The sequence below is a fragment of the Ensifer adhaerens genome (genome assembly GCF_000697965.2).
GTDB lineage: Bacteria > Pseudomonadota > Alphaproteobacteria > Rhizobiales > Rhizobiaceae > Ensifer > Ensifer adhaerens.
Map to the genome: position 1 here is coordinate 848,842 of NZ_CP015880.1, position 26,791 is coordinate 875,632.

Consider the following 26,791-nt stretch of genomic DNA (forward strand, 5'->3'; position numbering starts at 1 on the left):
CGCAGGCAAGTCGGCCGCCTGTGTCAGTTCGTACCGGCGTCAGCGACCTGCCGCTTTGCGAGCGCCGGGCCGATCATCTCGATCCGGTTGGTCCAGATGTAGCCGGAGAACCCTGGCGGCACCATTTCCAGATCCTGCATCGTGTCGATGCCGGTGGTGAAATCGCCGCCGCCATAGGGACCGAGCAGGATGATCTCGCTCCCGGCCGCCTTCATCCGTGCAGCGAAACGGTCGGGCCAGCCCCAGAGAAGCGGCGCATAATTGCCGGGCACGATCACAAACGTGTTCTTGCACGCGTCCGGCATCAGGCCGCTCCAGCCGTAGCCGAGATAACGGGTCAGGCACGCCATCGTCGACGTCCGGTCGTAGCCTCGCATCCCTTGCAGGCGTTTCAGCGTCTCGCGGGTCGGCTCCTCGCCGCCATAGACGCCGAACACGGCCTCCCGCCATTGCGGTTGCGCGTCGACACGCGTTGCGAGTTCAGCGCCTTCCTCGGCGCGCCGGCTCTTGAAGTTGATCAGGAACTTGCGGTCGGGCAGGGCGGCCAGCACCTCCTCGAGCGTCGGCATCTGGCCGACGCCCTTGCCGCGGAACGGGAAGGTCTTGCCTCCGTCCGCCGTGTAGCCATAGCCGATGTCGAGAGACTTCAGCGCCGTCATCGGCGTTTCCTCGGTGACGCCCTTGGCCTCGGTCCGGCAATCGAGCGTCCAGTCGTGGAAGACGGCGAACTGTCTGTCGGGCGTCAGATGCACGTCGAGTTCGACGACATCTGCGCCGGCGTCGAAGGCGGCCTGCATCGAGGCGATCGTGTTTTCGAGATAGGGATGCTCCGGCGTCCTGATGATCGTTGCCGTACACGTGTCCCTGCCGACGTTGTCCTTCGGATAGGTTTGATGCATGCCCCGGTGGGCAAGCAGTTTTGCGGTGCCCGCCGGCGGCGCGACGAACAACGATGTGTTCAGCAACCACACGACCGCGACAAACAGCACGAAAATGGCAAGCGCTTTCTTCATCCTGATTCTCCTCTGGGAATCGGGATTGCCCGACATTGTGGCGCGACGATGTTGTTTTGCACGTATCGCGTGCGTGCGTGTCGCGGATTGCGAACAATGTGTCACCCGCGCGCGCGGTTGACCGTGGTCCGGGCCCCGTGAGAGGTAGCCGTCCAGACTTGCGATCCAGGAGAAAGAGATGCCGCAGCTCGTCGAGGGAAAATGGGTCAAGGGCGACGTTGCGGCGAGCGAGATGAAGGGCGGCGCGTTCCATCGCGAGCCGACGCGGTTTCATCGCTGGATCACGCCCGATGGCAGGCCGGGCCCGGAAGGGCAGGAGGCCTTGCCAGCCGAGGCCGGGCGCTTCCGCCTGTTCGTTTCCTATCTCTGCCCTTGGGCCTCGCGTACGATCGCCTTCCGCAATCTCAAGGGCTTGCAGGACATTGTCGGCTTGACCGTTTCCAATCCGGAACTGGGCGAAGATGGCTGGGTCTATGACGAGCCTGTCGATGCCGGCGCGCGCGTCGGCAAGATCCGCTTCCATCACGAGCTCTATGTGGCGAGCGATCCGACCTACACCGGTAAGGTCTCTGTTCCCGTGCTCTGGGACATGCGCGAAGGGCGGATCGTCAACAACGAGTCCGCCGATATCATCCGCATCTTGAACTCGGCCTTCGATGGGCTCACCGGCAACCGGCTCGACTTCTACCCCGAGGCGTTGCGTGCCGAGATCGACCGTTGGAACGGCCCGATTTACGAGCGTGTCAACAACGGCGTCTATCGATCCGGCTTCGCCAAGACCCAGGGCGCCTATGACGAGGCGGTGGCAAGCCTCTTTGGCATGCTCGACGAACTGGAGGCCCACCTTGCGGACAATCGTTACCTCGCCGGCGAGCACCTGACCGAGGCCGACATCCGCCTCTTCGTCACCCTCGTTCGCTTCGACGCGGCCTATCACGGGGCGTTCAAATGCAACATCCGCCGGATCGAGGATTATCCGGCGCTGTCGAATTACCTCCGCGAGATCTACCAGTGGCCAGGTATCCGCGAGAGCGTACGCATCGACCATATCAAGCGCGGCTACTATGGCATCGTCCACATCAACCCGACGCGCATCGTTCCGGCAGGCCCGCTGCTCGATTTTGACCGGCCCCATGACCGCGCGCGTCTACCCGGTCTAGGCGTCGCTGAAATCTAGGTTTGTTTCTCAGCATTTGCTAAGGAAACAAATTTATGAGGGGCCATAAAGAACCCATTGTCAATCGATCGAAGCTTCCTACCTTATTTTGAGTTCTGATGGATAGGAGCCCGATGGCGGCTGCCTGACGAATTCGCGGCGATGTGCCCGCCGGATACCCGTGAGGCTACGCCCGTGCCGGTTCTCGCCGCTTCCGGACGCGCTGGCGCCTGTTCCCGATGCGCCCCGCGCAACCACTCCTGAAGCCCCGAAAGAGCCGACCCTTCGCATCTCTCATGCACCAGGACACGTTCGGTAGCTCTGGTAGGGGTGGGATATGAATGCAGCATTGTTGACATTGCTTCGCCGTCTGGTGCGCAACGGTAACCTGACGGTTGTATTTTCTTCCGGTGAAAAAGTGATCCTGGGTGACGGCAGCGGAAAGCCGGCATCAATCCGCATCATCGATGCGGAGGCGGAGGCGGCGATCGTTCGTGATCCCGGTCTTCGTTTCGGTGAAATGTATATGGACGGGCGTGTCGTCATCGAGAAGGGCGACATCTTTGATGTGCTCTCGATCGTCAAGGAAAACGGCATCGAGAACGCGGCCAATGCCACCAACACGATGACCGGCCTGTGGCATGTGTTGCGTCAGCAATTGCTGAGCCGAATCCCGGTCAATCGTAACCGGCACAACGTCGCCCATCACTACGACCTTGATCGCAAGCTTTTCGACCTGTTCCTCGACGAGGACTGGCAATATTCCTGCGCCTATTTTCAACCGCAGGGCATATCGCTCGATGCCGCGCAGCTCGCCAAAAAACGGCATATCGCGGCAAAGCTCCTGCTGGAGCCGGGCCAGAAGGTGCTGGAGGTCGGCTCCGGCTGGGGCGGCATGGCCATGTATCTGGCCGAATCCTCGGGCGTTGAGGTCACCGGCATCACGCTCAGCGAAGAGCAGCTGAAGGTCTCGCGGGATCGTGCCGCCAGGCGTGGGCTCTCCGATCGGGTCCGCTTCGAACTGCAGGACTACCGCACTTTGCAGGGCCGGCAGTTCGACCGCATCGTCTCGGTCGGCATGTTCGAGCATGTCGGCATCGGCAACTACGGCAACTTTTTCGACAAGATGAACGCGCTGTTGAAGCCCGACGGCGTCATGCTGCTACATTCGATCGGCCAGATCTACAAGCCCTGGGCCACCAACCCGTGGATCGAGAAGTACATCTTCCCCGGCGGCTATATCCCGGCGATTTCGGAGGTCCTGCCTTCCGTCGAGCGCACGCGGCTGCTGGTGAAGGATGTCGAAATCCTGCCGATGCACTATGCCTGGACGTTGAAAGCCTGGCGCGAGCGTTTCGTCGCCCGGCGCGAAGAGGCGATCAAGCTCTATGACGAGCGGTTCTTCCGCATGTGGGAGTTCTATCTGGCTGCGTCTGAGACGGCCTTCCTCTACGACAAGCACTTCATCTTCCAGCTGCAGATCTCACCGTCTCTCGGTGCCGTCCCGGCCTCGCGCGGCTATATCGAGGAGAGGGAGCGGCAATTGATCGAGTTCGAAAAGCGCCGGCCGCCGCTCGAGCCAGTCAACACCTGGGACGTCGTGCCCGAGCAGGAGCATGTCGAGCCTGCCGCCATGGCGTGCTGAACCATCGGCCGTCCCGCCTGAAAGCGGGGCGGTCGATCCATCTTCTGTGGAGTTCCGGTTTTCCGCTGAAGGCCTTCACTTGGCCTTCAAGGTCTGCGCCTTTATGGTCGCCGATCAACAGCAAAGACGGAATTCCCATATGGCCAGCCCTGCAAAACCCATCGCCGCCATCATCGCCAGCGAAATCAAGGCGACACCTTCGCAGGTCGTTGCGGCGGTCGAGTTGCTCGACGAGGGCGCCACGGTGCCGTTCATCGCGCGTTACCGCAAGGAAGTGACGGGCGGGCTCGACGATACGCAGCTGCGTATGCTTTCGGAACGGCTGACCTATCTGCGCGAACTCGAGGCGCGCCGTGCATCGATCCTCGAATCGATCCGCGGCCAGGACAAGCTGACCGCCGAACTCGAAGCCAAGATCGCCGCCGTCGAAACCAAGGCCGAACTCGAGGACATCTATCTGCCCTATAAGCCAAAGCGCCGCACCAAGGCGGAAATCGCCCGCGAGCGTGGCCTCGGGCCTCTGGCAGAAGCGATCCTTGCTGATCGCTCCATAGCACCTGCCGACCGCGCCGCGGCCTTCCTGACTGCAGAGGTGGCCGATGTGAAGACGGCGCTCGATGGTGCGCGCGATATCATCGCCGAAGGCATGACGGAGAATGCCGATCTGCTCGGCCGCCTGCGCAACCACATGAAGGGGGCCGCCTTCCTGCGCGCCAAGGTCGTCGACGGCAAGCAGGAGGCCGGTGCCAAGTTCTCCGACTACTTCGATCATTCCGAGCGCTGGGCGACGACGCCAGGCCATCGCGCGCTGGCCATGCTGCGCGGCTGGAACGAAGAGGTGCTGTCCGTCGATATCGTCGTCGACCAGGACGATACCTCGCCGGTCAAGCCGGTCGAGCGCATGATCGCCGCCGCCTACAATGTCGGTGGCCACCTGCCGGGCGACAAGTGGCTTGCCGAGATAATCGGCTGGACCTGGCGCGTGAAGCTCTCCATGTCGCTGTCGCTCGATCTCATGCGCGAACTGCGTGAGCGCGCCGAGGAAGAGGCGATCCACGTCTTTGCCCGCAACCTCAAGGATCTGCTGCTGGCCGCACCTGCGGGATCGCGGGCGACCATGGGGCTTGATCCGGGCATCCGCACCGGCGTCAAGGTCGCCATCGTCGACGGCACCGGCAAGTTGCTCGAAACCACAACCGTCTACCCGTTTCCGCCGAAGAACGATGTCCGTGGCACCCAGGCGGAACTCGCTTCGCTCATTCGCAAGCACAAGGTGGAGCTGATCGCCATCGGCAACGGCACCGGCAGCCGCGAAACCGAAAAGCTCGTGACCGACATGCTCTCGCAGCTCCCGGCGCCGAAGCCGACCAAGGTCATCGTTTCCGAGGCCGGCGCCTCGGTTTACTCGGCTTCCGAAACCGCCGCCCTGGAATTCCCGGGTCTTGACGTTTCGCTGCGCGGTGCGGTCTCGATCGCCCGCCGCCTGCAGGATCCGTTGGCCGAACTCGTGAAGATCGAGCCGAAGTCGATCGGCGTCGGCCAGTACCAGCACGATGTCGACCAGTCGAAGCTCAGCCGTTCGCTGGATGCGGTGGTGGAAGACGCGGTGAATGCCGTCGGCGTCGACGTCAACACGGCTTCTGCGCCGCTGCTGGCGCGCGTTTCAGGCCTCGGCAAATCCTCCGCCGAGGCGATCGTCGCTCATCGCGATGCGACCGGCCCGTTTGCGAGCCGCAAGGAACTGTTGAACGTGCCACGGCTCGGCGCGCGCACCTTCGAGCAGTGCGCGGGCTTCCTGCGCATTCCCAACGGCAAAGAGCCGCTCGACGCCTCGTCGGTCCACCCGGAGGCCTATGGTGTCGCCAAGAAGATCGTTGCTGCCTGTGGTCGCGACGTACGTGCGCTGATGGGCGACAGCGTCGCGCTGAAGAGCCTCGATCCGAAGGTTTTCGTCGACGAGCGCTTCGGCTTGCCAACGGTCAAGGACATCCTTGCGGAACTGGAAAAGCCCGGTCGCGACCCGCGCCCGAGCTTCAAGACCGCGACCTTCGCCGACGGTATCGACGACATCAAGGACCTGAAGGTCGGCATGCAGCTCGAGGGCACCGTGACCAATGTCGCCGCCTTCGGCGCCTTCGTCGACATCGGCGTGCACCAGGACGGCCTCGTGCACGTGTCCCAGCTCGCGGACCGCTTCGTCAAGGATCCGCATGAGGTGGTAAAGGCCGGCGATGTGGTGACCGTTCGTGTCACGGAGGTCGATGTTCCGCGCAAGCGGATCGGCCTCACCATGCGCAAGGATGGTGGCGCCGAGACGGGCCGCGAGCCGCGGTCGGGCGCGCCGGGCGGCAACAACAATCGTGGTCCCGCCCCGCGCCAGCAGAAGCCGAAGCAACCGGCTCAGGGCGCCTTCGGTGCGGCGCTGATGGAAGCGATGAAGCGCAAATAGGGCAGGCCTTCGCCGCGGGCGCATCCGGCGCCTGCGGCCGCATGCTCTATAAATTAGCTAATTGTAATAATCCGGCCTTTCCACCATACTGACCGCAGGGCGGCGCGGACATATTGTGCCCATGCCGCAGCCGGCCGGCGACGGAAAGGTCAACGCAAACTCCTTCGCCGGGCGTCCGGTGAAAGGAGTTCGGTGATGGTGGGCAGTGCGATCCGCGGCCTGGCATTGGTCGCCCTCTTGGCGGCGGGCGTGGCGGCGCGTCCCGTTCCCGCGATCTCCCAGGCTCCGGTCAATTGTGCCGACCGGTCCGAAGTGATCGCGTTTCTGACGCGGCAATATCAAGAGAAGCAGGCGGCAACCGCGCTGATCAACCAGCAGGCGATCATGGAGATCTACGCTGCCGACAACGGCAGCTGGACGCTGATCGTCACCGACGTCAATGGGCGAAGCTGCGTCATCCTCGCCGGCAAGAGCTGGGAAACCCTGCCACCCTTGCCGATACCGAAAGCCTAGCTTCTTGGGGCTGAGCGGGCGCAGCCGCTCCTGTCAGAGCGACCGGCCGACGCTCGAATAGCTGAAGCCGTGCTTCACCACCTCGTCCTCGCGGTAAATGTTCCTGAGGTCGACGAGAATGGGTGTCTTCATCACGGTCTTGAGCCGGCGGAAATCAAGCGCCCGGAACTCGTTCCATTCGGTAACGATGACCAGCGCATCGGCTTCGTTGGCGGCCTCGTAGGGGTCGCCGGCGTAGTCGATCCCGTCGATCACCTTCTTCGCGTTTTCCATGCCCTCCGGATCATAGCCGATGACATGGGCGCCAGCGTCCTGCAGCGTCTGGACGACCACGATCGCCGGGCTGTCGCGCATGTCGTCGGTGTTGGGCTTGAAAGTGAGGCCGAGGATCGCGATCTTGCGGCCGCGCACGTCCCCGCCGGCCGCTGCGATGACCTTGCGGCCCATGGCCCGCTTGCGGTTGTCGTTGACGGCCACCGTCGTCTCGACCAGTCGCACCGGGCTGTCATAATCCTGCGCGGTCTTCACCAGCGCCAGGGTGTCCTTCGGGAAGCACGATCCGCCGTAACCTGGACCGGCATGCAGGAATTTCGAGCCAATTCGGCCATCGAGGCCGATGCCGCGGGCGACATCCTGGACATTGGCACCGACCCGCTCGCAGAGATCCGCCATCTCGTTGATGAAGGTGATCTTCATCGCGAGGAACGCATTGCCGGCATATTTGATCAGCTCGGACGTGCGGCGCGAGGTGAAGACCAGCGGCGACTGGTTGAGATAGAGCGGACGATAGACCTCGGTCATCACGTCCCGTGCCCGCGCGTCGTCGCCCGAAAGGCCGATGACGATGCGGTCGGGCCGCTTGAAGTCCTCGATCGCGGCACCCTCGCGCAGGAATTCCGGGTTGGAAACGACGGCGAAATCGGCGTCCGGATTGGTTTCGCGGATGATGCGCTCGACCTCGTCGCCGGTGCCGACCGGAACGGTCGATTTCGTCACGATCACGGTGAACCCCTTGAGGTTCTCGGCAATCTCGCGCGCAGCCGCATGCACATACGAAAGGTCGGCATGGCCGTCACCGCGCCGTGACGGCGTGCCGACCGCAATGAAGATGACATCGCTGTCGGCGACGGCGGCAACGAGATCAGTCGTGAAGGTAAGGCGGCCCGAAGCGACGTTGCTGGCCACCAACTGGTCGAGACCGGGTTCGAAGATCGGAATGCGCCCCTGCATCAAGGCGTCGATCTTGCTCTCATCCTTGTCGAGACAAACGACGTCGTGACCGAAGTCCGCAAAACACACGCCGGAAACAAGGCCAACATAGCCGGCGCCGATCATCGTGATTTTCATAGGCTCTTTCCCTTGTTGTGTTCCACAGCGAGCTCAGTTCATAGAACGTGCAATTGCGTATTTTTGCAATTGCTTATGCGCTCAGGTTCGCACCCATTTATGCTCGATTGCGCTTAAAGCAAGCCGTCCCGCCAGCAGAATAATCCGTGGGGAGTAGCTGGTGAGCGGCTCACCGGTTCGCGTTGTAGTAATCCTTGTACCAGGCAGCGAAGCGCGCCACGCCCTCTTCGACAGAAAGCGAGGGCTTGAAATTGGTCAGCGCTTCGAGAAGGTGGGGGGAGGCGTAGGTGCGGGGCACATCGCCCTGCTGCATCGGCAGCATGTTGCGCACCGCCGGCTTGCCGACCGCCTTCTCGACCGTTTCGACGAAGGTCATCAGTTCGACCGGCTGCCCGCCGCCGATGTTGACTACGCGGAAAGGCCCCTGGCGCGAGAGCGTGTCCTCGGCCTTTTCCTCCGCCACGCGGTTTTCTTCCGCCGGCGCCACATGGGAAAGCCGGAGAATGCCCTCGACCAGGTCGTCGATATAGGTGAAGTCGCGGCTCATGCGGCCTTCGCCATAGATATCGATCGGCTGTCCCTTGTGGATGGCATCGACGAACTTGAACAACGCCATGTCGGGCCGCCCCCAGGGGCCGTAGACCGTGAAGAAGCGGAAGGCAGTGGTCGGCACCTTGTAGAGATGGGCATAGCTGTGCGCCATCAGCTCCATCGACTTCTTGGTGGCGGCATAGAGCGTCATCGGCTCGTCGGCACGGTCGGTTTCGGCAAACGGGATTTTTTCGTTGGCGCCGTAGATCGAGGAGGTCGAGGCCAGCATCAGGTGCTTAGGGTTAAGCTCCCGCGCCAGTTCCAGCATGTTCCAGGAGCCGACCAGGTTGGAATCCACATAGGCCTTCGGGTTCTCGAGGCTGTAGCGCACACCCGCCTGGGCGGCGAGGTGGATGATGACTTCGGGTTCGGCGAGCTCGGCCGCCCGGCGCAGCGCGTCTCTGTCCTCAAGCATGCCGACGACGGGCTTGAAGCCGTTCGAGCGAGCGAGGATCGCGTGCCGATTCTCTTTCAGCGTAACGTCGTAATAGGGGGTCATCCCGTCGAAGCCGACAACGAAATGCCCTTCGTCGATCAGCCGCTTGGCGAGGTGAAAGCCGATGAAGCCTGCGGTGCCGGTGATGAGGTAGCGCACGACGATGTCCCCAATTTACGTATCGGCCGTTCATACGAAGAAAGCCGATCGATTGAAAGCCGAAACCATCGGTCTGGTTACCGGTCGAGGTCCTGTTGCAGGGCGGACAGCACCGACATCGCATGGCCGGCATACTGGCTGATCCAGCGATCATGGATCGCCTGGATCGGCAATGCGTTCAGATGGTTCCAGCGTTCACGCCCCTCGCGGCGGACGAGTACGAGCTCGGCCTGCTCAAGGACTTTCAGGTGCTGCATGACCGTACAGCGGTCGAGATTGCTGAAGCGCTCGCAGAGCATGCCGGTGGTCTGCGGCTCCTGGCGCATGGCGTCGAGCATCTGCCGGCGCAGCCCGTTGGCGAGCGCCTTGAATACCAGGTCGTCTTTCGAATCGGTTGACATGTTATGTTTCTATAACATACTCTTGTTGGCCCCGACAGGAGGAATACGCCATGCCCTTTGAATTTCGTGTGAACGGACGGATCGGCCGCCCTGTCGCCCAGGTATTTGATGCGGTCGTCAATCCGGACCAGCTCAGCCGCTACTTCGTGACGCTCGGCGGCATCAGCGGGCCGCTGGTGGCCGGCGCAACCGTGACCTGGTGGGGCGAGGTGCCGATCCAGGTGGAGGTGGTCGAGCCCAACGAGCGTATCGTCTTTTGCTGGGGCGCCATGGTCGCCGAGGGCGAAGATGCCTACCAGACCCGTGTGGAGATGCGCTTCCAGCCGCTGGAGGATGGCGCCACGATGGTGACGATCGCCGAAACCGGCTGGCGCGAGAACGCGCAGGGGCAGAAGAGCTCCTACGTCAACTGCGAGGGCTGGTCGCAGATGCTCGCCTGTATGAAGGCCTGGCTCGAATACGGCATCAACCTGCGCGACGGCTATTACCTCAGCGAACTCTCAGGCAAGCCGGCGCTCGAGCCGCAGGCCTAGCCGGCCGGTCGTCTGCAGTGCGGCGCCGACTTGAGCGACGGGCGTTAATGTGCCTGAATGCGCCGGGCGTCACTGAGGTGCGCTCGGCTGAGCATTCGGCGTCTCAATACATCGGAGGAAGGCCGCCATTGGCGGCGCTCGCCATAGGAATGCCGCCGGCCGGCTCTGTCATCGGCGGTTCGGCCTGCAGCACGACGACGCGCGAATCGACCGGTACGCGGCTGTAGAGGTCGATGATATCGGGATTGAAGAGACGGATGCAGCCGCTGGACACGGCCTTGCCGATCGACCAGGCCTCGGTCGTGCCGTGGATGCGAAACAGCGTGTCGCGGTTGCCCTGGAATAGATAGAGCGCGCGGGGGCCAAGCGGGTTGCGCACGCCCGGCTCCATGCCGCCGGCAAGCGGGCCGTAACGTTCCGGCTCGCGCGCCACCATCTCTTGCGTAGGCGTCCAGCGCGGCCATTCGGCCTTGCGCGCGATCCGCGCTTCACCTTCGAACTCAAGGCCGGCCTTGCCGACGCCGATGCCGTAGCGCATCGCCATGCCGCCATCCTGCACGAGGTAGAGGAAGCGGTTCTGGGTATCGATCACGATCGTGCCCGGCGGCTCATGCGTCTGGTAGGCGACCTGCTGGCGCAGATAGCGCTTGTCGACCTTGCTGATGTCGATGGCATCCAGTGGGAATTTCTCGTTCGGCAGCGGGCCGTACATCGCCACGTAGTATGGATCCGGTCCCTTCGGCTTGGCTGGCCCCGACGTGGTGACGCAGCTTGCGAGCGTCGAGGTGGCGAGAAGAAGGGCGAAGAGCTGCGCCAGGCGGCCGGCGCTGTTCCGGGACACACACATAATAAAGTTTTGATCCTGCTGATTGTCATTTTCGGGCGGGAGACACGGCTTTTGCCGCCCTTCCGTTCTAATGTCAAAGACGGCGTCGGGGCGGCGACAGCATGTCGCAAATGAGGCAACCATTAGGTGTGGCCGAAAGGCTACAGTCGGCAATGGTGTTTTGCTTCCGCAAGACAGCTTGATCCGCTTTCGACCACGGGTGTATGCCATAGCCATGCAATGGAGCGATCAGGCCATCATTCTCGGGATCCGGCGGCACGGCGAAAGCTCGGCCATCGTCGAGGTCATGAGCGAAACCCACGGCCGGCATCTCGGCATGGTGCGCTCGGGGCGTTCGCGCACGATGCAGCCGGTGCTGCAGCCGGGCAACTCGGTGGAGGTCACCTGGCGCGCCCGGCTCGACGAGCACATGGGCGAATTCCGGATCGAACCGGTGGAGCTGCGGGCCGCCCGGCTGATGGAAACGGCAACCTCGGTCTATGGTATCCAGGCGCTCGGCGCTCTCCTTAGGCTGCTTCCCGAGCGCGACCCGCATCCGCATCTCTATGAGGCGCTGGCCGTCATCGTCGACCATCTGGCCGATCCCGCCGACGCCGGCGAATTGTTCGTCCGTTTCGAACTCGCAGTCCTCAACGACCTCGGCTTCGGGCTCGATCTCACGGAATGCGTGGCGACGGGCGCCCGCACCGAGCTCGTTTACGTCTCGCCGAAATCGGGCAGGGCGGTCTGCCGGGAGGCCGGAGAGCGTTATGCCGACCGCATGTTGGCGTTGCCGGACTTCCTTTCGGCCGAAGCGCGAAGGGCTGCGGATCACGACAGCCTCGCCGCCGCCTTCCGCCTGACCGCCTTCTTCCTCCACCGCCATGTCTATGAGCCGCGCGGCCTCGACGTTTCTTCCGCCCGCGACGGTTTCGTCCATGCGGCGCTGAAGGCGCTGAAAGCGCAATCCTCAGCCGCCTGATTCCCAGGAGTTATCGATGTACCAAGAGCTTTATCCCGGCATGTCCGTATCCGGCGTCGGCGTGCTGTCGCTCGACCGCGTCGCCCGCGATGGCGGTCTCAAGGCAATGCAGGATCTTTTGAGCGGCGAGCTGCCGGCGCCGCCGATGTCGAAGACGCTGAAGTTCGGGTTGAGCGAAGTCGAGGAGGGTCGGGTGGTCTTCAAGGGGCTGCCGACCGAGGAACACCTCAATCCGCTTGGCACAGTGCATGGCGGATGGACGGCAACGATCATGGATTCGGCCCTCGGCTGCGCTGTCTTCACCACCGTCAAACCTGGGGAGGCCTATACGACGGTCGAGTTCAAGGTGAACCTCGTGCGGCCGCTGCTGCCCGATATGGGCGAGGTCTTCTGCGAGGGGCGCATCGTGCATCGTGGCCGCACCATCGCGACCTCCGAAGCCTGGCTGCGCGACCGCAACGGCAAGCTGCTCGCCCACGGCACCGAAACCTGCGCCATCTTCCCGATCGACAATCTCAGGCGTTAAAGCAATTCCAGGAAAAGTGCGAAGCGGTTTTCCGTCCGGAATTGCGTCACTTCAAGCTGAGCAATTCCAGGAAAAGTGCGAAGCGGTTTTCCGCCCGGAATTGCGTCGGTCAAGCAATGTCGGAAGCAAGAAACGCCGCGCAGAATGGCGCGGCGTTCCTTTTTGTAATCGCAGTCCTGATCAGCCGATGCGGCCGCCGCCCTGCTTCGTTACGGCGACGACAGCCGGGCGTACCGGCATGTCGTCCTGGAAGTCCGGCCAGCGGGTGGCCGGCGTCTCGTAAGTTGCAAGGCCGGCGTCGCCGGGGTGCTGGACGGCGAGGAAAAATGTGTCCGAGGTCGGGTTGAAGCAGGGGCCGCACATTTCGGCGCCGACCGGCACGCGGAAGAAGAGCTTCGACGTGCCGCGGGCGGCGCCGTCCGTGTCGATCGCCCAGATACCGTCGGTGCGGCCGGTGTCCTTCTCGTTGTTGCCGTCGGTCGATACCCAGAGGCGGCCATCGGTGTCGATGGCGCAATTGTCGGGCATGCCGAACCAGCCGTTCTTGGTGGTGGCGGTCGAGAACGAAGCGCCGACCTCGGCAACGCTCGGATCGCCGCACTTCAAGAGAACGTCCCAGCGGCTCTTCAGCGACGCGAAGTCGCCGTCGGTCTCGGTGATCTCGACGATGTGGCCGAAGGCGTTCTTGGCGCGCGGGTTGGCCGCGTCGACTTCTTCGGCCTTGCGCTTGGTGTTGTTGGTCAGCATCACGTAGACCTTGCCCGTCTTCGGGTTCGGCTGAACGTCTTCCGGACGGTCCATCTTGGTGGCACCGAGCGCGTCGGAGGCAAGACGGGTGTTGATCAGCACGTCCGCCTGCGAGGCAAAGCCGTTGGCTTCGGTCAGCGGGCCTTCGCCGTGCGTCAGCGGCATCCAGGTGACGGAGCCGTCTTCGTCGAACTTGGCGACATAGAGCGTGCCCTCGTCGAAGAGGTCCATGTTGGCGGCGCGATCGTCAGGGTTGAAAGTGCCCTTGGTCACGAACTTGTAGACATAGTCGTAGCGCTCGTCGTCGCCGGAATAGAGCACGACGCGGCCGTCCTTGTTGACGATCGATTCGCAGCCTTCGTGCTTGAAACGGCCGAGGGCTGTGCGCTTCTTCGGCACCGACGTCGGATCAAGCGCGTCGACCTCGACGATCCAGCCGAAGCGATTGGCTTCGTTCGGCTCTTTGGAGACGTCGAAACGGTCGTAGAAGGACGCCCATTCATACTGGCCGCCCGGTGCGCCCAGCCGCTTCAGCTGCTTGTATTCCGGATGGTTCTCGGCAATCTCGCCGCCGAAATAGCCGTTGAAGTTTTCTTCGGCCATCATGTAGGTGCCCCAGGCGGTGACGCCGCCGGCGCAGTTGTTGAGCGTGCCGAACACCTTTTTGCCGGTCGGGTCGGACGGCGTCTTCAGGCGGTCGTGACCGGCGGCCGGGCCGGTGATCTGCATCTCGGTGTTGACGGTGATGCGACGGTTGTTCTTGCCGTCGAGAACCGGCTGCCACTTGCCGTCGACCTTGCGGATCTCGATGATCGTGCCGCCATGTGCGGCCATCTCGATGTCGACCAGCTCCTTGCTGTATTCGCCGAGAACGACCTTCTCTTCCTCGACTTCCTTGCCGTCCTTCGTCACCTTTTCCTTCACGACGCTGGCGAAGGCCGGGAACATCAGTTCGGCATTGGTGTATTCGTGGTTGACGACGAGCAGGCCGTGGTCGGCGCTGCCGTCGAGCGGGATGAAGCCAACATAGTCGTTGTTGTAGCCGAACAGCTTTTCCTGGGCAGCGGCCGTCTGGTTCTTCGGGTCGAACTCCGGGCTGTCGGCGAAGATCTTGTCGCCCCAGCGAAGCAGGACGTCGGCATCGTAACCTTCGGCGACCTGGTGCTTTTCGTCGACGCCGGCTTCGATCTCGGTAAAGTCGAAGCGCGAACCGTCCTCGGCGCGTGCCTCTTCGGCGGTCAGGAGAGCGAGCGGGCTGACGGTGGTCGAGATCGCGGCAACTGCCAGCGAGCCGCCGATGAACGACCGGCGCGAGAAGCGGCGGTGGATGATGTCGCCCATTGTCGGATTGGCGGAACAGTTGTGGCCGACGTCTTCCAGCTCTTCCCTGCGTTCCGTCAGCGTCTTGAATTCGGTCTCTTCCGTCTGGCCGAGATGCTTGTCCATGATCGGGTCTCCTGGTTGAACGATGGAAACCACCGCGCAAGGCAGCGGTGTTCATCCGCCTGTACCAGCTGCCCCATGACAGTTCTGCGACATTTCCGTGAAGAGATTACAGCGCTCGGCCGTCTATAGATTTGGCGCTTGCATAAAAGTCTGTATGGTTGCGCGCGCCGGCGATTGCGACTGCCAGGGGAAAGTATGTTCGAACTTATTGCTTTAGCTGCCTTTATTCTGGCCCTGTCCGCCTATCTCGGCAACCGAAGGACGACCGAGCGTCTTGGTGCCGAACTCGCCGCCCTCAAGGCGGAGGTCGTGGCGCTGAGGGCCGCTCCGGGCGGAGGCGCCCCGGCTGAAACGGCGACCGAGGCGTTTGCGGCTGCGGACGAGTTGCCGGCCATGTCGGAGACGCCGGAGCCAGAGACGCTGGACGATGCCGCTGCCGCCTTCTCGGCCAGTGCGCGCGAGGGCGCGCGGATTTTCGGCGATGCGGAAGGAGCCGCGGCCAAAATCGAGGGCGAGGAGACGATCGCTGCCAGCACGGAAGCACCGCAGCCGGTCGCAACCGTACCCCGTCAGACCGAAAGCCTGGAAAGTCGCCTCGGCGCCCGTTGGGCCGTCTGGGTTGGCGGCATCGCGTTGGCGCTCGGCGGCGTCTTCATGGTCAAGTATTCAATCGATGCCGGGCTGTTGAGCCCGGCGGTTCGCCTGACGCTTGCTGCCTTGTTCGGCCTCCTGCTGATGGCGGCGGGCGAGGTCATCCGTCGGCGCGCGGTGCCCGTGATCGCCAACGAATTCCAGAACGCCATGATCCCCGGCATCCTGACGGCGGCCGGTGCCGTCACCCTCTTCGGGGTCGCCTATGCCGCCTATGGCATCTACGACTATATCGGCACGGGCACGGCCTTCGTTCTCCTGGCGGCGATTTCGCTCGCCACTGTTGGTCTGTCGCTGCTGCATGGGCAGGCGCTCGCTGGCCTCGGCCTGCTTGCCTCGCTGATCACGCCGGCGCTGGTTTCGAGCAACGAACCGCGCCCCTGGGTTCTTTTCGGCTTCCTCGCGATCGTTTGGCTCGCGACCCTGCTTGCATCGCGGCTGCGCCGATGGACCGTAGTGCCGACGCTTGCCAATGTTGGCATAGGGCTCTGGGGCCTTGCCTATGTCGCTGCGGCATCGCCCTTCGAAGCACGGCCGGTCGCTTTCGTCCTACTTGTGATGATCGCCGGCATCGGACTTATCTGGCCTGCCGCCATCGAACGGGAGCCAGTGGCAGAAGCGCGCGAAGTGCGTGATGCGACTGAAGGGTCCGAAATGCTGGAGCCGACCGAAGCGACAACCCGACCCCGGGCCGTCGTCGGGCCATGGGAACGCCTGTTCGTTCCACCGCACGCGGCAATCTCCATTTCGGCCGCGATCGTCGTCACCATGCTTGCGCTCCTCCTCATCAGCCCGGCAGTCTATGCGGTCCGCTTTCCGGTGGCGGAGTTTGCAGTTGTCGTTGCGGCGCTGGCGGCGTTGGGCGCCTGGCGGACAACGGCAGTCTATCCCGCCGTGCTTTCAGCGGTCGGCGCTGTTGCTGGCGTCTGGAGCCTGACGGCGCTGAGCGGCGTGCTCGCCTATCTCGATCCCTCGCTGGCCGACGCTCTTCCGGCAGTCGTCCTGCCCGGGCGCACCGCGATGATCACCGCAATGCTGCTTGCGACGCTGTTCGTCGCACTCGGCGGTTTCGTGCTGTCGCGCCGGCTCGTCGCCCATCCGCAATATTCGACACTCTGGGCGGGCATCGCCGCGGTCGTTCCGGTCGCGCTCGTCGCGATGTCGTTCCTGATGACCGGCAACTATTCCTTCGACCTGCCGCACGGCCTGTTCTCACTCGTCGCCGGGGCGGCGCTGTTGGCGCTTGCGGACTGGCTCTACCGCCGCGAAAGCGAGGCGATGGCGCGCGATACGGCGGCCGGCTTGCTGGTGGCCGGCTCCTTCACCTTTCTCGTGTTTGCCCTCCACGCCTGGACGGACGGGCTGGTCACGACGCTTGCGATCGCCGTGCTTGGAACGGCCTATGCGCTCGCCACGCGGATCCGCACCTGGCCGATCCTGCCGTGGATGACTGGTGCAGCTGCCGTCGTCGTACTCGGGCGCATCGCCTGGGAGCCGACGATCGTCGGTGCCGGCAATCTCGGCACCACGCCCGTCTTCAATGCGCTGCTGCCGGGCTACGGCATTCCCGCCGTGCTGCTTGCGGGCTCCGCCTATTTCCTGAGATCCTGGCCAGGCACGCGGGTGCGCAACCTGCTGCAGGCGCTTGCCAGCCTTTTCGTGCTGTTGACGCTCGCGATCCTGGTGCGCCATGCGATGAACGGCGGCGTGCTCGACAGCGCGGTGCCGACCCTCGGCGAGCAGTCGATCTACACGCTGCTGGCAATCGGCGCCTCGGCGATCTTCATGAGCCTCGACATGAAATCACCGAGCCCGGTCTTCCGCTACGGCGGCATGGGCCTCGGCGTGCTCTCGATGCTGTCGGTGCTTTCGGCGCATCTCCTCGGCCTCAACCCCTATTTCAGCGGCGAACTGCTGGGGCGTATCCCGTTCTTCGACCTGCTGTTGATCGGTTATCTGTTACCGGGGCTCGGCTATGCGGGGCTCGCCTGGTATGCACGCGACAAGCGGCCCTTGCCCTATGTCATGGCACTTGCGGTCAGCGGCGCGGTGCTTGCTTTCGCCTGGGCAAGCCTCACGGTGCGCCGTGTCTGGCAGGGGGAAAACATTGCGGACTGGAAGGGCTTTCTGCAGGGCGAGACCTACACCTATTCGGTCGTCTGGCTGCTGCTCGGCGTGCTGCTGCTGGTGCTCGGCTCGCGCTTCCATGCCAAGAGCATCCGCATCGCGTCGGCCGTTCTGGTCTTCGTTGCCGTGCTGAAGGTGTTCCTGATCGACATGTCCAACCTCGAAGGTTTCCTGCGGGCTCTGTCCTTCATCGGCCTTGGCGGGGTATTGATCGGGATAGGGCTCTTCTACCAGAAGATCTTGTCCGGCGTTGGCGCTGCACCGACGGCGCCGGCAAAGCCTGCCGAACAGCAATAGGACATCATGACAGAGATTTCGAAACTCGCGGCCGCCTTCGCGCCGCATGAGGAACTTGCGGCGGCGTTGCTGCCGCATGCCTTCGCCGCCGATGACGGCTCGCACGATGCCGCACATCTGATCCGTGTCTGGAAGAATGCCGCCCGCATCCAGGCGGAGGAGGGCAGTGAGGCGCGTTTGCTCGCCGCCGCGGTGCTGCTGCATGACTGCGTCTCGGTCGAGAAGAACTCGCCCCTGCGCACGCAGGCATCACGACTGGCGGCCGAAAAGGCGACGGGCATTCTGAAAGATCTCGGTTGGGGCACGGATGAGATTGCCGCGGTGGCGCACGCCATCCTGACGCACAGCTTCTCGGCGAACATCCCGCCGGAAACCCTGGAGGCGAAGATCCTTCAGGATGCCGATCGGCTGGATGCGATCGGCATGGTCGGCGCTGCCCGCTGCTTCTACATCGCCGGGCGCATGGGCAGCGGCCTTTACGACCCGCTCGATCCGTTGGCTGAGGCGCGGGCGCTCGATGACAAGGCCTTCGCCATCGATCATTTCGAGACCAAGCTCTTCCGGCTCGCTGACGGGTTCAAGACCGAGGCCGGCCGCCGTCTGGCTCACGAGCGTGAGCAGCGGCTACGCGACGTACTCGCCATGATGCTGGATGAAATCTAGTTGCCGGGAAGGGCGTGGGGCGCTTTTCTGCGAGCGATTGTGCCGCGCCGATTGCACCGGAACATTTCTCCGTTTCCATCAAGCCGAGAAATGATCTAGGCCTTTCAACGGATTGCAGCCGCCCGGTGAATCGGATCGTCAGGCGCTTGAATCAGTTTTTGAAGATGGAAGGAACTGTCCATGAAGGTGACCGGCCTCAACATTCATCCGCTGAAGAGCGGTCGCGCGATTGCCCGCGAGACGGTCTCGGTCAATCTCGACGGCGTCGAGGGTGACCGGCGTTTCATGCTGATCCAGCCGGATGGGCGCTTTATCACCCAGCGCGAACTGCAGACATTGGCGCAGGTTGAGGCGAGCCACATCGATGGCGGCGTGCACCTGAGGATGGGTGAGCGGGAGATCTCCGTCCGCTTCGATCCGGACCGTCGTCTGAACGTCGTCGTTTGGGGCAGCGAGGTCGATGCCGCCGTGTCGGATGAAACGACGGACGAGGTTCTCTCTTCATGGTTCGGCCGCCCGGTCAGGCTCGCCCATATGGACGCCTCGGCCGAACGGCTCGTCGGCGCCGAATGGGCAGGAGCGGCCGCACCCGTCGGCTTTGCCGATGGCTTTCCGATCCTGATCACGACCACGGGTTCGCTTGCCGATCTCAACCGGACGCTCGCCGAAAAGGGCCAGGAACCGGTCGGCATGGAACGGTTCCGCACCAACATCCTCGTCGACTGCGATGAAGCCTGGGAGGAGGATTTCTGGGAGAGCGTCGAGATCGGCGGCATCCGCTTCGATCTCGTCAAACCCTGCTCGCGCTGCATCATGACGACCCAGGACCAGATCACCGGCGAGCGCATCGGCGGCAATCCGATCCAGGGGTTGGCGGAGAAGCGCATGTCGGCCGACCGCCGCGTGACCGGCGTGCTCTTCGGCTGGAATGCGGTGCCGCGCAGCGAAGGCACCGTGAAGCTCGGCGATGAGGTCAAGATCATCGGCCGACGCGGCGAGCGCTGGCCGATGAAGGTGCGTGCTTCGGCTTAGTTCAGAAGCAATTCCGGACGGAAACGATCTCACGCGTTTCTCGGTATCAAGCCCAGGGCGTGATACCGAGAAGCTTGGCGCCCAGATCCGAAAGGCTGGCGGGGGAGGCGTTGTGCTTTTCCCATTCGCGCGGGTCGCCGGGAAAGGCGTCGCGCTTCGGATGGTCGAGCTCGCGCCACAGGTGCACCCGTTCCTCGCGCTCGGCGACATTGCCCCATTCTGCCGGATGCATCGAAATGTACTGCGCCATGCGCACGCGGCCATCGGAATGATTGGGCCGCACGCCGTGGGCCAGCAGGCTGTTGAAGATCATCAGGTCGCCGGCCTCCATCTCGATGTTGACGGTCGAAAGACCGGTCATGTCGGGGTGCATCGGGTCGCGGTCGGCGCTTTGAGTCTTCTCCCAGCTTTCGAAGTTTTCGAACAGTTCCGGCACGCATTGGAAGCCGCCGACGTCGCCGTCCTGCTTCTTGAGGCTGAGCACGCCCTGAACGCCGATCGGCAGCGGCCGGATTGAGGTGTCGACGTCCCAATGTATGAAGCCGTTGGGATTGCCCTTGACCTTCTTCGGTGGGTTGAGGTTGGCGCGGTCGATCGTCACCCACAGGTCTTCGCGGTCCCAGATGTCGACGAAGGCGCCGTAGATGCGCGGCTCCTGGCGGTTGTCCCAGAGATACTGGTGATTGTAGATCTCCAGCATGCCGGTGTTGTTGAGTTCCTTCATCTTGTGCTCGCGTCGCTGCGGCGCATACCAGGTCGAAGGGTCGGCCGGATCCTTTTCGTCGAAGCGCCAGAGCAACTCGACGAGCCGCTCGACATTGGTCGCCGGTACCGCCTGACGGACGATGACGTAGCCCTTGGTGATCCAGTGCTGCCAGTCCGCTTCCGAAAGCACGCGCAGAGGCAGCCGCTTCCGGATGTCCTTCAGTTGAATATCGAGATGGGCCGCCGTCGGGTGACTGTCTCTGAGTGGCTGCATGTGGATCTCCTCGCCTGGCAGGTTTGATTGGTGATGGAGAAAACCTAGCCCTTTCAACGGTGCCGCTGTTGCACGCAGCCTGCTTACATTGATACTATTCTGGCTTCTGAGGAGAGAATGGTGCAACATGAAGGCTGTTTTGCAGAAGATCTCGAGGCCGACCAATGCCTCATCAATCTTGCTAGACCGCCGGCTCGACGATGCCATCCCGTTCCAATGGCACCATCATCCCGAGTTCGAACTGACGCTGACGCTCAACTCGCGCGGCCAGCGCTTCATCGGAGACCATATCGGTGCCTATGAGGACGGCGATCTCGTGCTGGTCGGCTCCAACCTGCCGCACACCTGGCACTCCGCCGGCAAGGTCGACGAGGCCGAACCGCACGTGGCGCTGGTGCTCTGGTTCCATCCGGAATGGGTGGAGCGCCTGGAGGAGGGCTTCGTCGAACTCGCCGGCGTCAAGGCGATGTTCGAGCGTTCGGCTCCAGGGTTGCAGTTCACGCCGGAAGTGGCCACCCGCGTGCGGCCGCTGTTCGAAGGGTTGCGCCGGTTGGCGCCGGAGGAGCGCCTGCCGGACGTCCTGTCGATGCTGACGATCCTGGCGCGCGAGCAGGCGGTAACACCACTGTCGAGCCGGGTCGTCACGCCATCAGGCCGATCGGTCGACCGCGGCCGCCTCGACCGGGTGCTCGACCATATCCACCTGCATTACGCCGAAAACCCGTCGATGGACGAACTCGCGGATCTGGCCGCGCTCAGCCTTTCCGGCCTGCATCGCCTGTTCCTGCGCCACCTCAACATGCCGGTCTCGGAATATCTGATGCGCCTGCGGATCGGCGAGGCCTGCGCGCTGCTCAGTGGTTCGGCGCGTTCGATCGCTCATGTCGCCGATGCCGTCGGCTATCGTTCGCTTGCCAACTTCAATCGCCAGTTCAAGGCGGCCAAGGGCATGACGCCGAGAGCGTTTCGCGACCGGTTCCGCAGCGCCGCTTGATCAAGGCATCAATTCCGGTGATTGCGGCGTCAATTTAATTGGCTTTTATCTGTTTTAGCAGCCGCCTAGGATCGCGCTCCATCAATCGGAGAGATTCCATGTCCGCTGTTTCCGGAGCATCCGCGCCGTCCAGTGCCCGTCAGGAGATGCCCTGGCTGATCATTGCGGCCGGCTCGGTCGTCGCGATGCTCACCTTCGGCCCGCGCTCGGCGATGGGCTTCTTCCAGCTGCCGATGCTCGCCGATACGGGCTGGGACAGGACGACCTTCGGCCTTGCCATGGCATTGCAGAACCTCTGTTGGGGCCTGAGCCAGCCCTTCTTCGGCGCGATTGCGGACAAGTTCGGAACGTGGCGCGTGCTCGCCATGTCGGGCCTTCTCTACGCTGCTGGTCTCTTCATCATGGCCTTCGCCAACGCGCCGATCTGGCTGCACATCGGCGGCGGCGTGCTCGTCGGCATGGCGGTGGGCTCCGGCTCCTTCGGCATCCTGCTCTCCGCCTTTGCCCGCAACGTCACGCCGCATCAGCGGTCGCTCGCCTTCGGCATCTGCACGGCGGCGGGCTCGGCCGGCATGTTCCTGTTCGCGCCCCTGAGCCAGGGGCTGATCTCGGCCTATGGCTGGTCGGACAGCCTGGTCTATCTCGGCGTCCTCATGCTGGTCGTGCCGTTCTTCGCGATCCCGCTGCGCGGCAACGCGTCCTCCGGCCGCCAGAGCGAGGCGCAATTCAAGCAGTCGATCGGCGAGGCGCTGAAGGAGGCACTTGGCCACAAGAGCTACCTGCTCCTGGTTTCCGGCTTCTTCGTTTGCGGCTACCAGGTTGCCTTCATCACCGCGCACTTCCCGGCTTACATCGGCGATATCGGCATCGACGCGCGCTATGCGGTGATCGCGCTGGCACTCATCGGCTTCTTCAACATTATCGGCTCTCTGTCGGCGGGCTTCATCGCCCAGCGCTACTCGAAACCCTATTTCCTGGCGCTGATCTATATCGCGCGCTCGGTGGCGGTGACGGCCTTCCTGCTGCTGCCGCAGACGCCGACCTCGGTCATCGTCTTTGCCATCGTTATGGGCCTGCTCTGGCTTTCGACCGTGCCGCCGACCAATGCGCTGGTCGCGATCATGTTCGGTACGCGCCACCTCGGCCTGCTCGGCGGCATCGTCTTCCTGTCGCACCAGGTCGGCTCATTCCTGGGTGTGTGGATGGGCGGCTACCTCTACGACCACTTCGGTTCCTACGATCCGGTGTGGTGGCTCGGTGTAGCCCTCGGCGTCTTCGCCGCAATCGTCCACTGGCCGATCGAGGAGAAGGGCGTGGCACGGCCGGCGATGGCCTGATCGCGAACCAAAATCAGAAGCGCCGCGAAAAGCGGCGCTTCTATTCTTGAATTCTGTCACAAAACTTTCTAAATCAACCCATGCGGCTTTGCCGCTTTTGTTTTGGTTCAATTATGCTCAGATTGAGCATAATTGAAAACCCGCCCAGGAAGAGGGGCGGAGAGGAGATGTCGATGACGCGCCTTGCACCCCGCACCGCGGCCGTGGCGAAACCGGTTTTTGTCAGCGCCGCTGAGCGCTTCGGCATCATCGAAAGGCCCGAGCTTGCCTTTACGCCGGCGATCGCGCGCGAAACCGAGCATCTCTACGAGAAGGTCAAGGATTTCATCCCGGCGATCGAGTGGCCGGTCTACGCGCCCTATGTGCACGCCATCAACCGGCTGAAGAAGGAGCGTAACGCGGTCATCCTCGCGCATAACTATCAGACGCCGGACATCTTCCACTGTGTCGCCGACATCGTCGGCGACTCGCTGCAGCTCGCGCGCGATGCTGCCAAAGTCGATGCGGAAATCATCATCCAGTGCGGCGTGCACTTCATGGCCGAAACGTCGAAGTTGCTGAGTCCGGAAAAGACCGTACTGATCCCCGACGCCAAGGCAGGCTGCTCGCTGTCGGAATCGATCACCGGCGCCGATGTCCGCCTGCTGAAGCAGCGCTACCCCGGCGTTCCCGTCGTCACCTACGTCAACACGTCTGCCGACGTGAAAGCCGAGACCGACATCTGCTGCACCTCGTCGAACGTGCTCGATGTCGTCGAGAGCCTGGAATCCGACACGGTTCTCTGCATTCCCGACGAATACCTGGCGATGAACGTCGCGCGCCAGACCAACAAGAAGATCCTGACCTGGAAGGGCCACTGCGAGGTGCACGAGCGCTTCACGGCCGCCGAGTTGCTCGCCTACAAGGAAGCCAATCCGGGCATCGAGATCATCGGTCATCCGGAATGCCACCCGGACGTGATCGCCGTCTGCGACTTCGCCGGATCGACCTCCGGCATGATCAACTACGTCAAGGACAACCGCCCGTCGAAGGTGCTGCTCGTCACCGAGTGCTCGATGGCGTCGAACATCCAGGCCGAGATCGAAGGCGTCGAGTTCGTCAAGCCGTGCAACCTCTGTCCGCACATGAAGCGCATCACGCTGCCGAAGATCCTCGACAGCCTGCTGACCATGACGGAGGAGGTTCTCGTCGATCCTGATATCGCCGATCGCGCCCGCCTTGCGGTCGAGCGCATGGTAAACCTCAAGCAGTAACAATTTCCGCCGGGTCATACCGGATGCAGGCATGCGCATTGGAGGAGAATGAATCATGCTGACCGACCATTTCCGCCCGCAATCCTTCAACGGGATTGACGATATCGTCATCGTCGGTGGTGGCTTGGCCGGCCTCTTCTGCGCGCTGAAGCTGAGCCCGAGACCGGTGACGATCCTTGCCGCAGCCCCGATCGGCCACGGCGCCTCGTCGGCCTGGGCTCAAGGCGGCATCGCCGCTGCGATGAGCCCCGGCGACACCTTCGAGAAACATGTCGCCGACACGTTGGCCGCCGGTGCCGGCATCGTCGACGAGAAGATGACGCGCATGATGGTGGCCGAAGGCCCGGCGCGCATTCACGATCTGCTCGAATATGGCGTGCCCTTCGACCGCGATCTCGAAGGCAAGCTGCTGCTCTCGCGTGAGGCGGCCCATTCCGAGCGACGCATCGTCCGCGTCAAGGGCGACATGGCCGGCAAGGCGATCATGGAAGCGCTGATAGCCGCCGTCCGCCGGACGCCGTCGATCCGCGTGATCGAAGGCTATGTAGTCGAGGAACTCGTGCGCGAAGGCCGATTCATCTCCGGCGTCATCGCCCGGCCCGATGCCGGCCAGTCGAAGAAGCGTGTGGCCTTCCCGGCCCGTGCCGTCGTGCTCTGCTCCGGTGGAATCGGTCATCTCTATGCTGTCACGACCAACCCGTGGGAAGCGTGCGGGCAGGGGCTCGGCATGGCCGCCCGCGCCGGCGCGATCATCGCCGATCCGGAATTCGTGCAGTTCCACCCGACGGCGATCAACATCGGCAAGGATCCGGCGCCGCTCGCGACCGAGGCGCTGCGCGGTGATGGCGCCCAGCTTCTGAACGCCGCCGGCCATCGCTTCATGCTCGATATCCACCCGGACGGCGAGCTTGCGCCGCGCGACATCGTTTCGCGTGGTGTCTTTGCCGAGGTCCAGGCCGGCCGCGGCGCGTTCCTCGATTGCACCAAGGCTGTGGGCAAGCATTTCCCCGAGATGTTCCCGACGGTCTATGCCTCTTGCATGGCGGCCGGCATCGATCCGGTGACGCAAGCCATCCCGGTCGTGCCGGCGGTTCACTATCACATGGGTGGCGTGCTCACCGATGCCGAAGGTCGCACCTCGATCGATGGTCTCTGGGCTGCTGGAGAAGTGACCTCCACCGGCGTGCACGGCGCCAACCGGCTCGCCTCCAACTCGCTGCTCGAAGCCGTCGTCTTTGCCGCCCGCATCGCCGAAAACATCAAGGGCACGCTGCCGACGCCGCAGCTTACCGAATGGGGCGACAATGCCGGCGAGAACGACGATCCGGTGACGGTCGAGGACAGCCCGCAACTGAAGATCCTGCGCCAGGTGATGAGCGATTGCGTCGGCGTGATCCGAACCCGCGAGAGCCTGGTAAAGGCGATCCGCGAGATCGCACAGCTCGAGCGCGACAACACCCGCATGCGCTTCACCAACATTATTACCACGGCCAAGTTGATCGCCGTCGGCGCGCTGCGGCGCACGGAAAGCCGCGGCGGTCACTTCCGCGCCGATTGCCCACAGGAACAGCCGGAATGGCGCCGCCGCACCTATCTGACGCTCGCCGACGCCAACCGCCTGGCGAGCGAACTGGCGGAGACGGAAGCGGCGTGATTTCACGCGCGCCGCTTGCATGGACCGACACTCAAGGACGAAAAAGCAGATGACCGCAGCCCTCCGCCCCGAACTTCCCGCACTGATGATCGAGGACCAGGTGCGTGCCGCACTTAACGAGGATCTCGGCCGCGCCGGCGACATTACCACGCTCTCGACCATCGGGCCGGAGCTGACCGCAAAGGCCGGCATGAACGTGCGCGATGCGGGTGTTGTTGCCGGGCTGGAGCTTGCGCGTGCCGCCTTCCGTCTGGTCGATCCGTCGATCCACTTCGAGGCATTGGTGGCGGATGGTGACCGGGTCGCGCCGGGCACGGCGATCGCCCGGATCTCCGGTCGCGCCCGCGGGCTGCTGTCGGCCGAACGTGTCGGCCTGAACTTCCTGATGCACCTTTCGGGCATCGCAAGCTATACGGCGAAATTCGCCGACGAGATCGCCCACACGCGTGCGAAGGTCTGCTGCACCCGCAAGACCATTCCTGGGCTGCGGGCGCTGGAAAAATACGCGGTGCGTCTGGGCGGTGGCTCCAATCATCGCTACGGCCTGGACGATGCCGTGCTGATCAAGGACAACCACATTGCCGTATCCGGCGGCGTCGCCAGCGCCGTCCATGCGGCGCGTGCCTATTGCGGCCATCTCGTCAAGATCGAGATCGAGGTCGATGGCCTCGATCAGATGCGCGAGGCGCTGACGGCCCAACCCGACGTCATCCTGCTCGACAACATGGGGCCGGACTTGCTCCGCGAGGCCGTTGCGGTCAACCGCGCGTTTTGGCAGCTCTCCGCCGACGCCTATGCGGTCGATGCCCGTCGGACGCGGTTGGAGGCTTCAGGCAACGTCAAGATCGATACGGTGCGGGCAATCGCCGAGAGCGGCGTCGATTACATCTCGACCTCGAAGATCACCATGGCCGCCCCGACGCTCGACATCGGCCTTGATGTGGTGATCGAAAGGTAAGCAACTCCAGGAAAAGTGCGAAGCGGTTTTCCGTCCGGAGTTGCGCCCAAAAGAGGCCAACGCCAGGAAAAGTGCG

At 63.4% G+C, this 26,791-nt stretch carries 22 protein-coding genes; 15 read left to right on the top strand and 7 right to left on the bottom strand.

The window, feature by feature from the left end:
* Positions 1 to 23: 23 nt before the first annotated feature.
* Positions 24 to 1,013: a glycerophosphodiester phosphodiesterase family protein gene (locus tag FA04_RS04020; protein ID WP_034804103.1), complete on the bottom strand. Its 990-nt coding sequence runs from the start codon at positions 1,011 to 1,013 to the stop codon at positions 24 to 26.
* Between the two features lie 178 nt (positions 1,014 to 1,191).
* On the opposite strand from FA04_RS04020, the gene FA04_RS04025 reads away from it, so the two are divergent.
* From FA04_RS04025 to FA04_RS04040, 4 genes are all read left to right on the top strand, one after another.
* Positions 1,192 to 2,190, top strand: a complete 999-nt coding sequence (locus tag FA04_RS04025) for a glutathione S-transferase family protein (protein ID WP_034804100.1) — start codon at positions 1,192 to 1,194, stop codon at positions 2,188 to 2,190.
* 316 nt (positions 2,191 to 2,506) lie between these two features.
* Positions 2,507 to 3,814 (top strand): SAM-dependent methyltransferase, encoded by a 1,308-nt coding sequence (locus tag FA04_RS04030; protein WP_051659668.1) that lies wholly within the window; start codon positions 2,507 to 2,509, stop codon positions 3,812 to 3,814.
* Positions 3,815 to 3,953: 139 nt separating this feature from the next.
* Positions 3,954 to 6,263: a Tex family protein gene (locus FA04_RS04035; protein ID WP_034804319.1), complete on the top strand. Its 2,310-nt coding sequence runs from the start codon at positions 3,954 to 3,956 to the stop codon at positions 6,261 to 6,263.
* 195 nt (positions 6,264 to 6,458) lie between these two features.
* Positions 6,459 to 6,776 (top strand): hypothetical protein, encoded by a 318-nt coding sequence (locus tag FA04_RS04040; RefSeq protein ID WP_034804097.1) that lies wholly within the window; start codon positions 6,459 to 6,461, stop codon positions 6,774 to 6,776.
* 33 nt (positions 6,777 to 6,809) lie between these two features.
* Here FA04_RS04040 and rkpK read toward each other — a convergent pair whose 3' ends face one another.
* The 3 genes from rkpK to FA04_RS04055 all read right to left on the bottom strand — a co-directional run bounded on the left by rkpK (position 6,810) and on the right by FA04_RS04055 (position 9,710).
* Positions 6,810 to 8,123 carry a UDP-glucose 6-dehydrogenase gene (gene rkpK / locus FA04_RS04045; RefSeq protein WP_034804094.1) on the bottom strand — a complete coding sequence of 438 codons (1,314 nt, stop codon included), beginning with the start codon at positions 8,121 to 8,123 and terminating at the stop codon, positions 6,810 to 6,812.
* A 169-nt stretch (positions 8,124 to 8,292) separates the two neighbouring features.
* On the bottom strand, positions 8,293 to 9,309 hold the full coding sequence (locus tag FA04_RS04050) for an NAD-dependent epimerase (RefSeq protein WP_034804092.1): 1,017 nt from the start codon (positions 9,307 to 9,309) through the stop codon (positions 8,293 to 8,295).
* A gap of 77 nt (positions 9,310 to 9,386) precedes the next feature.
* Positions 9,387 to 9,710: an ArsR/SmtB family transcription factor gene (locus FA04_RS04055; RefSeq protein ID WP_034804089.1), complete on the bottom strand. Its 324-nt coding sequence runs from the start codon at positions 9,708 to 9,710 to the stop codon at positions 9,387 to 9,389.
* 50 nt (positions 9,711 to 9,760) lie between these two features.
* Here FA04_RS04055 and FA04_RS04060 point away from each other — a divergent pair, with 50 nt between their 5' ends.
* Positions 9,761 to 10,243: an SRPBCC domain-containing protein gene (locus FA04_RS04060; protein WP_034804086.1), complete on the top strand. Its 483-nt coding sequence runs from the start codon at positions 9,761 to 9,763 to the stop codon at positions 10,241 to 10,243.
* 103 nt (positions 10,244 to 10,346) lie between these two features.
* Here the strand turns inward: FA04_RS04060 and FA04_RS04065 are convergent, their stop codons facing one another.
* Positions 10,347 to 11,090 (bottom strand): L,D-transpeptidase, encoded by a 744-nt coding sequence (locus FA04_RS04065; protein WP_034804083.1) that lies wholly within the window; start codon positions 11,088 to 11,090, stop codon positions 10,347 to 10,349.
* Between the two features lie 214 nt (positions 11,091 to 11,304).
* Here FA04_RS04065 and recO point away from each other — a divergent pair, with 214 nt between their 5' ends.
* Positions 11,305 to 12,051 carry a DNA repair protein RecO gene (gene recO, locus FA04_RS04070; protein WP_034804316.1) on the top strand — a complete coding sequence of 249 codons (747 nt, stop codon included), beginning with the start codon at positions 11,305 to 11,307 and terminating at the stop codon, positions 12,049 to 12,051.
* A gap of 16 nt (positions 12,052 to 12,067) precedes the next feature.
* Positions 12,068 to 12,577, top strand: a complete 510-nt coding sequence (locus tag FA04_RS04075; RefSeq protein WP_034804064.1) for a PaaI family thioesterase — start codon at positions 12,068 to 12,070, stop codon at positions 12,575 to 12,577.
* A gap of 180 nt (positions 12,578 to 12,757) precedes the next feature.
* Here the strand turns inward: FA04_RS04075 and FA04_RS04080 are convergent, their stop codons facing one another.
* Positions 12,758 to 14,770 carry a PhoX family protein gene (locus tag FA04_RS04080; protein WP_034804061.1) on the bottom strand — a complete coding sequence of 671 codons (2,013 nt, stop codon included), beginning with the start codon at positions 14,768 to 14,770 and terminating at the stop codon, positions 12,758 to 12,760.
* A 195-nt stretch (positions 14,771 to 14,965) separates the two neighbouring features.
* Here FA04_RS04080 and FA04_RS04085 point away from each other — a divergent pair, with 195 nt between their 5' ends.
* From FA04_RS04085 to FA04_RS04095, 3 genes are all read left to right on the top strand, one after another.
* The gene (locus FA04_RS04085) at positions 14,966 to 17,845 is read left to right on the top strand and encodes a DUF2339 domain-containing protein (protein ID WP_051659667.1); all 2,880 of its coding nucleotides are present in this window, start codon (positions 14,966 to 14,968) and stop codon (positions 17,843 to 17,845) included.
* A 6-nt stretch (positions 17,846 to 17,851) separates the two neighbouring features.
* On the top strand, positions 17,852 to 18,508 hold the full coding sequence (locus tag FA04_RS04090) for an HD domain-containing protein (RefSeq protein WP_034804057.1): 657 nt from the start codon (positions 17,852 to 17,854) through the stop codon (positions 18,506 to 18,508).
* Between the two features lie 180 nt (positions 18,509 to 18,688).
* Positions 18,689 to 19,540 carry an MOSC domain-containing protein gene (locus tag FA04_RS04095; RefSeq protein ID WP_034804054.1) on the top strand — a complete coding sequence of 284 codons (852 nt, stop codon included), beginning with the start codon at positions 18,689 to 18,691 and terminating at the stop codon, positions 19,538 to 19,540.
* Between the two features lie 46 nt (positions 19,541 to 19,586).
* Here the strand turns inward: FA04_RS04095 and FA04_RS04100 are convergent, their stop codons facing one another.
* The gene (locus FA04_RS04100; RefSeq protein ID WP_034804051.1) at positions 19,587 to 20,519 is read right to left on the bottom strand and encodes a phytanoyl-CoA dioxygenase family protein; all 933 of its coding nucleotides are present in this window, start codon (positions 20,517 to 20,519) and stop codon (positions 19,587 to 19,589) included.
* A gap of 127 nt (positions 20,520 to 20,646) precedes the next feature.
* Here FA04_RS04100 and FA04_RS04105 point away from each other — a divergent pair, with 127 nt between their 5' ends.
* From FA04_RS04105 to nadC, 5 genes are all read left to right on the top strand, one after another.
* Positions 20,647 to 21,513: a helix-turn-helix domain-containing protein gene (locus FA04_RS04105; protein WP_034804048.1), complete on the top strand. Its 867-nt coding sequence runs from the start codon at positions 20,647 to 20,649 to the stop codon at positions 21,511 to 21,513.
* A 98-nt stretch (positions 21,514 to 21,611) separates the two neighbouring features.
* Positions 21,612 to 22,850, top strand: coding sequence for an MFS transporter (locus tag FA04_RS04110; RefSeq protein WP_034804045.1), 1,239 nt, complete (start codon positions 21,612 to 21,614; stop codon positions 22,848 to 22,850).
* Between the two features lie 173 nt (positions 22,851 to 23,023).
* Positions 23,024 to 24,103, top strand: a complete 1,080-nt coding sequence (nadA, locus tag FA04_RS04115) for a quinolinate synthase NadA (protein ID WP_034804309.1) — start codon at positions 23,024 to 23,026, stop codon at positions 24,101 to 24,103.
* 55 nt (positions 24,104 to 24,158) lie between these two features.
* Positions 24,159 to 25,757, top strand: a complete 1,599-nt coding sequence (locus FA04_RS04120; protein ID WP_034804041.1) for an L-aspartate oxidase — start codon at positions 24,159 to 24,161, stop codon at positions 25,755 to 25,757.
* A 49-nt stretch (positions 25,758 to 25,806) separates the two neighbouring features.
* Entirely contained in the window at positions 25,807 to 26,715 is a 909-nt protein-coding gene (gene nadC / locus FA04_RS04125; protein WP_034804039.1) for a carboxylating nicotinate-nucleotide diphosphorylase, read from the top strand.
* The last annotated feature ends 76 nt before the right edge of the window (positions 26,716 to 26,791 follow it).

Excerpts from the sequence above, each read along its gene's own strand:
- FA04_RS04035 (WP_034804319.1), top strand. The coding sequence starts at position 3,954 with ATGGCCAGCCCTGCAAAACCCATCGCCGCCATCATCGCCAGCGAAATC.
- recO (WP_034804316.1), top strand. The coding sequence starts at position 11,305 with ATGCAATGGAGCGATCAGGCCATCATTCTCGGGATCCGGCGGCACGGC.
- FA04_RS04055 (WP_034804089.1), bottom strand. The coding sequence starts at position 9,710 with ATGTCAACCGATTCGAAAGACGACCTGGTATTCAAGGCGCTCGCCAAC.
- FA04_RS04085 (WP_051659667.1), top strand. The coding sequence starts at position 14,966 with ATGTTCGAACTTATTGCTTTAGCTGCCTTTATTCTGGCCCTGTCCGCC.
- FA04_RS04060 (WP_034804086.1), top strand. The coding sequence starts at position 9,761 with ATGCCCTTTGAATTTCGTGTGAACGGACGGATCGGCCGCCCTGTCGCC.
- FA04_RS04020 (WP_034804103.1), bottom strand. The coding sequence starts at position 1,013 with ATGAAGAAAGCGCTTGCCATTTTCGTGCTGTTTGTCGCGGTCGTGTGG.
- FA04_RS04100 (WP_034804051.1), bottom strand. The coding sequence starts at position 20,519 with ATGCAGCCACTCAGAGACAGTCACCCGACGGCGGCCCATCTCGATATT.
- FA04_RS04105 (WP_034804048.1), top strand. The coding sequence starts at position 20,647 with ATGAAGGCTGTTTTGCAGAAGATCTCGAGGCCGACCAATGCCTCATCA.
- FA04_RS04065 (WP_034804083.1), bottom strand. The coding sequence starts at position 11,090 with ATGTGTGTGTCCCGGAACAGCGCCGGCCGCCTGGCGCAGCTCTTCGCC.
- FA04_RS04025 (WP_034804100.1), top strand. The coding sequence starts at position 1,192 with ATGCCGCAGCTCGTCGAGGGAAAATGGGTCAAGGGCGACGTTGCGGCG.
- FA04_RS04075 (WP_034804064.1), top strand. The coding sequence starts at position 12,068 with ATGTACCAAGAGCTTTATCCCGGCATGTCCGTATCCGGCGTCGGCGTG.
- FA04_RS04110 (WP_034804045.1), top strand. The coding sequence starts at position 21,612 with ATGTCCGCTGTTTCCGGAGCATCCGCGCCGTCCAGTGCCCGTCAGGAG.
- rkpK (WP_034804094.1), bottom strand. The coding sequence starts at position 8,123 with ATGAAAATCACGATGATCGGCGCCGGCTATGTTGGCCTTGTTTCCGGC.
- FA04_RS04030 (WP_051659668.1), top strand. The coding sequence starts at position 2,507 with ATGAATGCAGCATTGTTGACATTGCTTCGCCGTCTGGTGCGCAACGGT.
- FA04_RS04095 (WP_034804054.1), top strand. The coding sequence starts at position 18,689 with ATGAAGGTGACCGGCCTCAACATTCATCCGCTGAAGAGCGGTCGCGCG.
- FA04_RS04080 (WP_034804061.1), bottom strand. The coding sequence starts at position 14,770 with ATGGACAAGCATCTCGGCCAGACGGAAGAGACCGAATTCAAGACGCTG.
- FA04_RS04090 (WP_034804057.1), top strand. The coding sequence starts at position 17,852 with ATGACAGAGATTTCGAAACTCGCGGCCGCCTTCGCGCCGCATGAGGAA.
- nadA (WP_034804309.1), top strand. The coding sequence starts at position 23,024 with ATGACGCGCCTTGCACCCCGCACCGCGGCCGTGGCGAAACCGGTTTTT.
- FA04_RS04040 (WP_034804097.1), top strand. The coding sequence starts at position 6,459 with ATGGTGGGCAGTGCGATCCGCGGCCTGGCATTGGTCGCCCTCTTGGCG.
- FA04_RS04120 (WP_034804041.1), top strand. The coding sequence starts at position 24,159 with ATGCTGACCGACCATTTCCGCCCGCAATCCTTCAACGGGATTGACGAT.
- nadC (WP_034804039.1), top strand. The coding sequence starts at position 25,807 with ATGACCGCAGCCCTCCGCCCCGAACTTCCCGCACTGATGATCGAGGAC.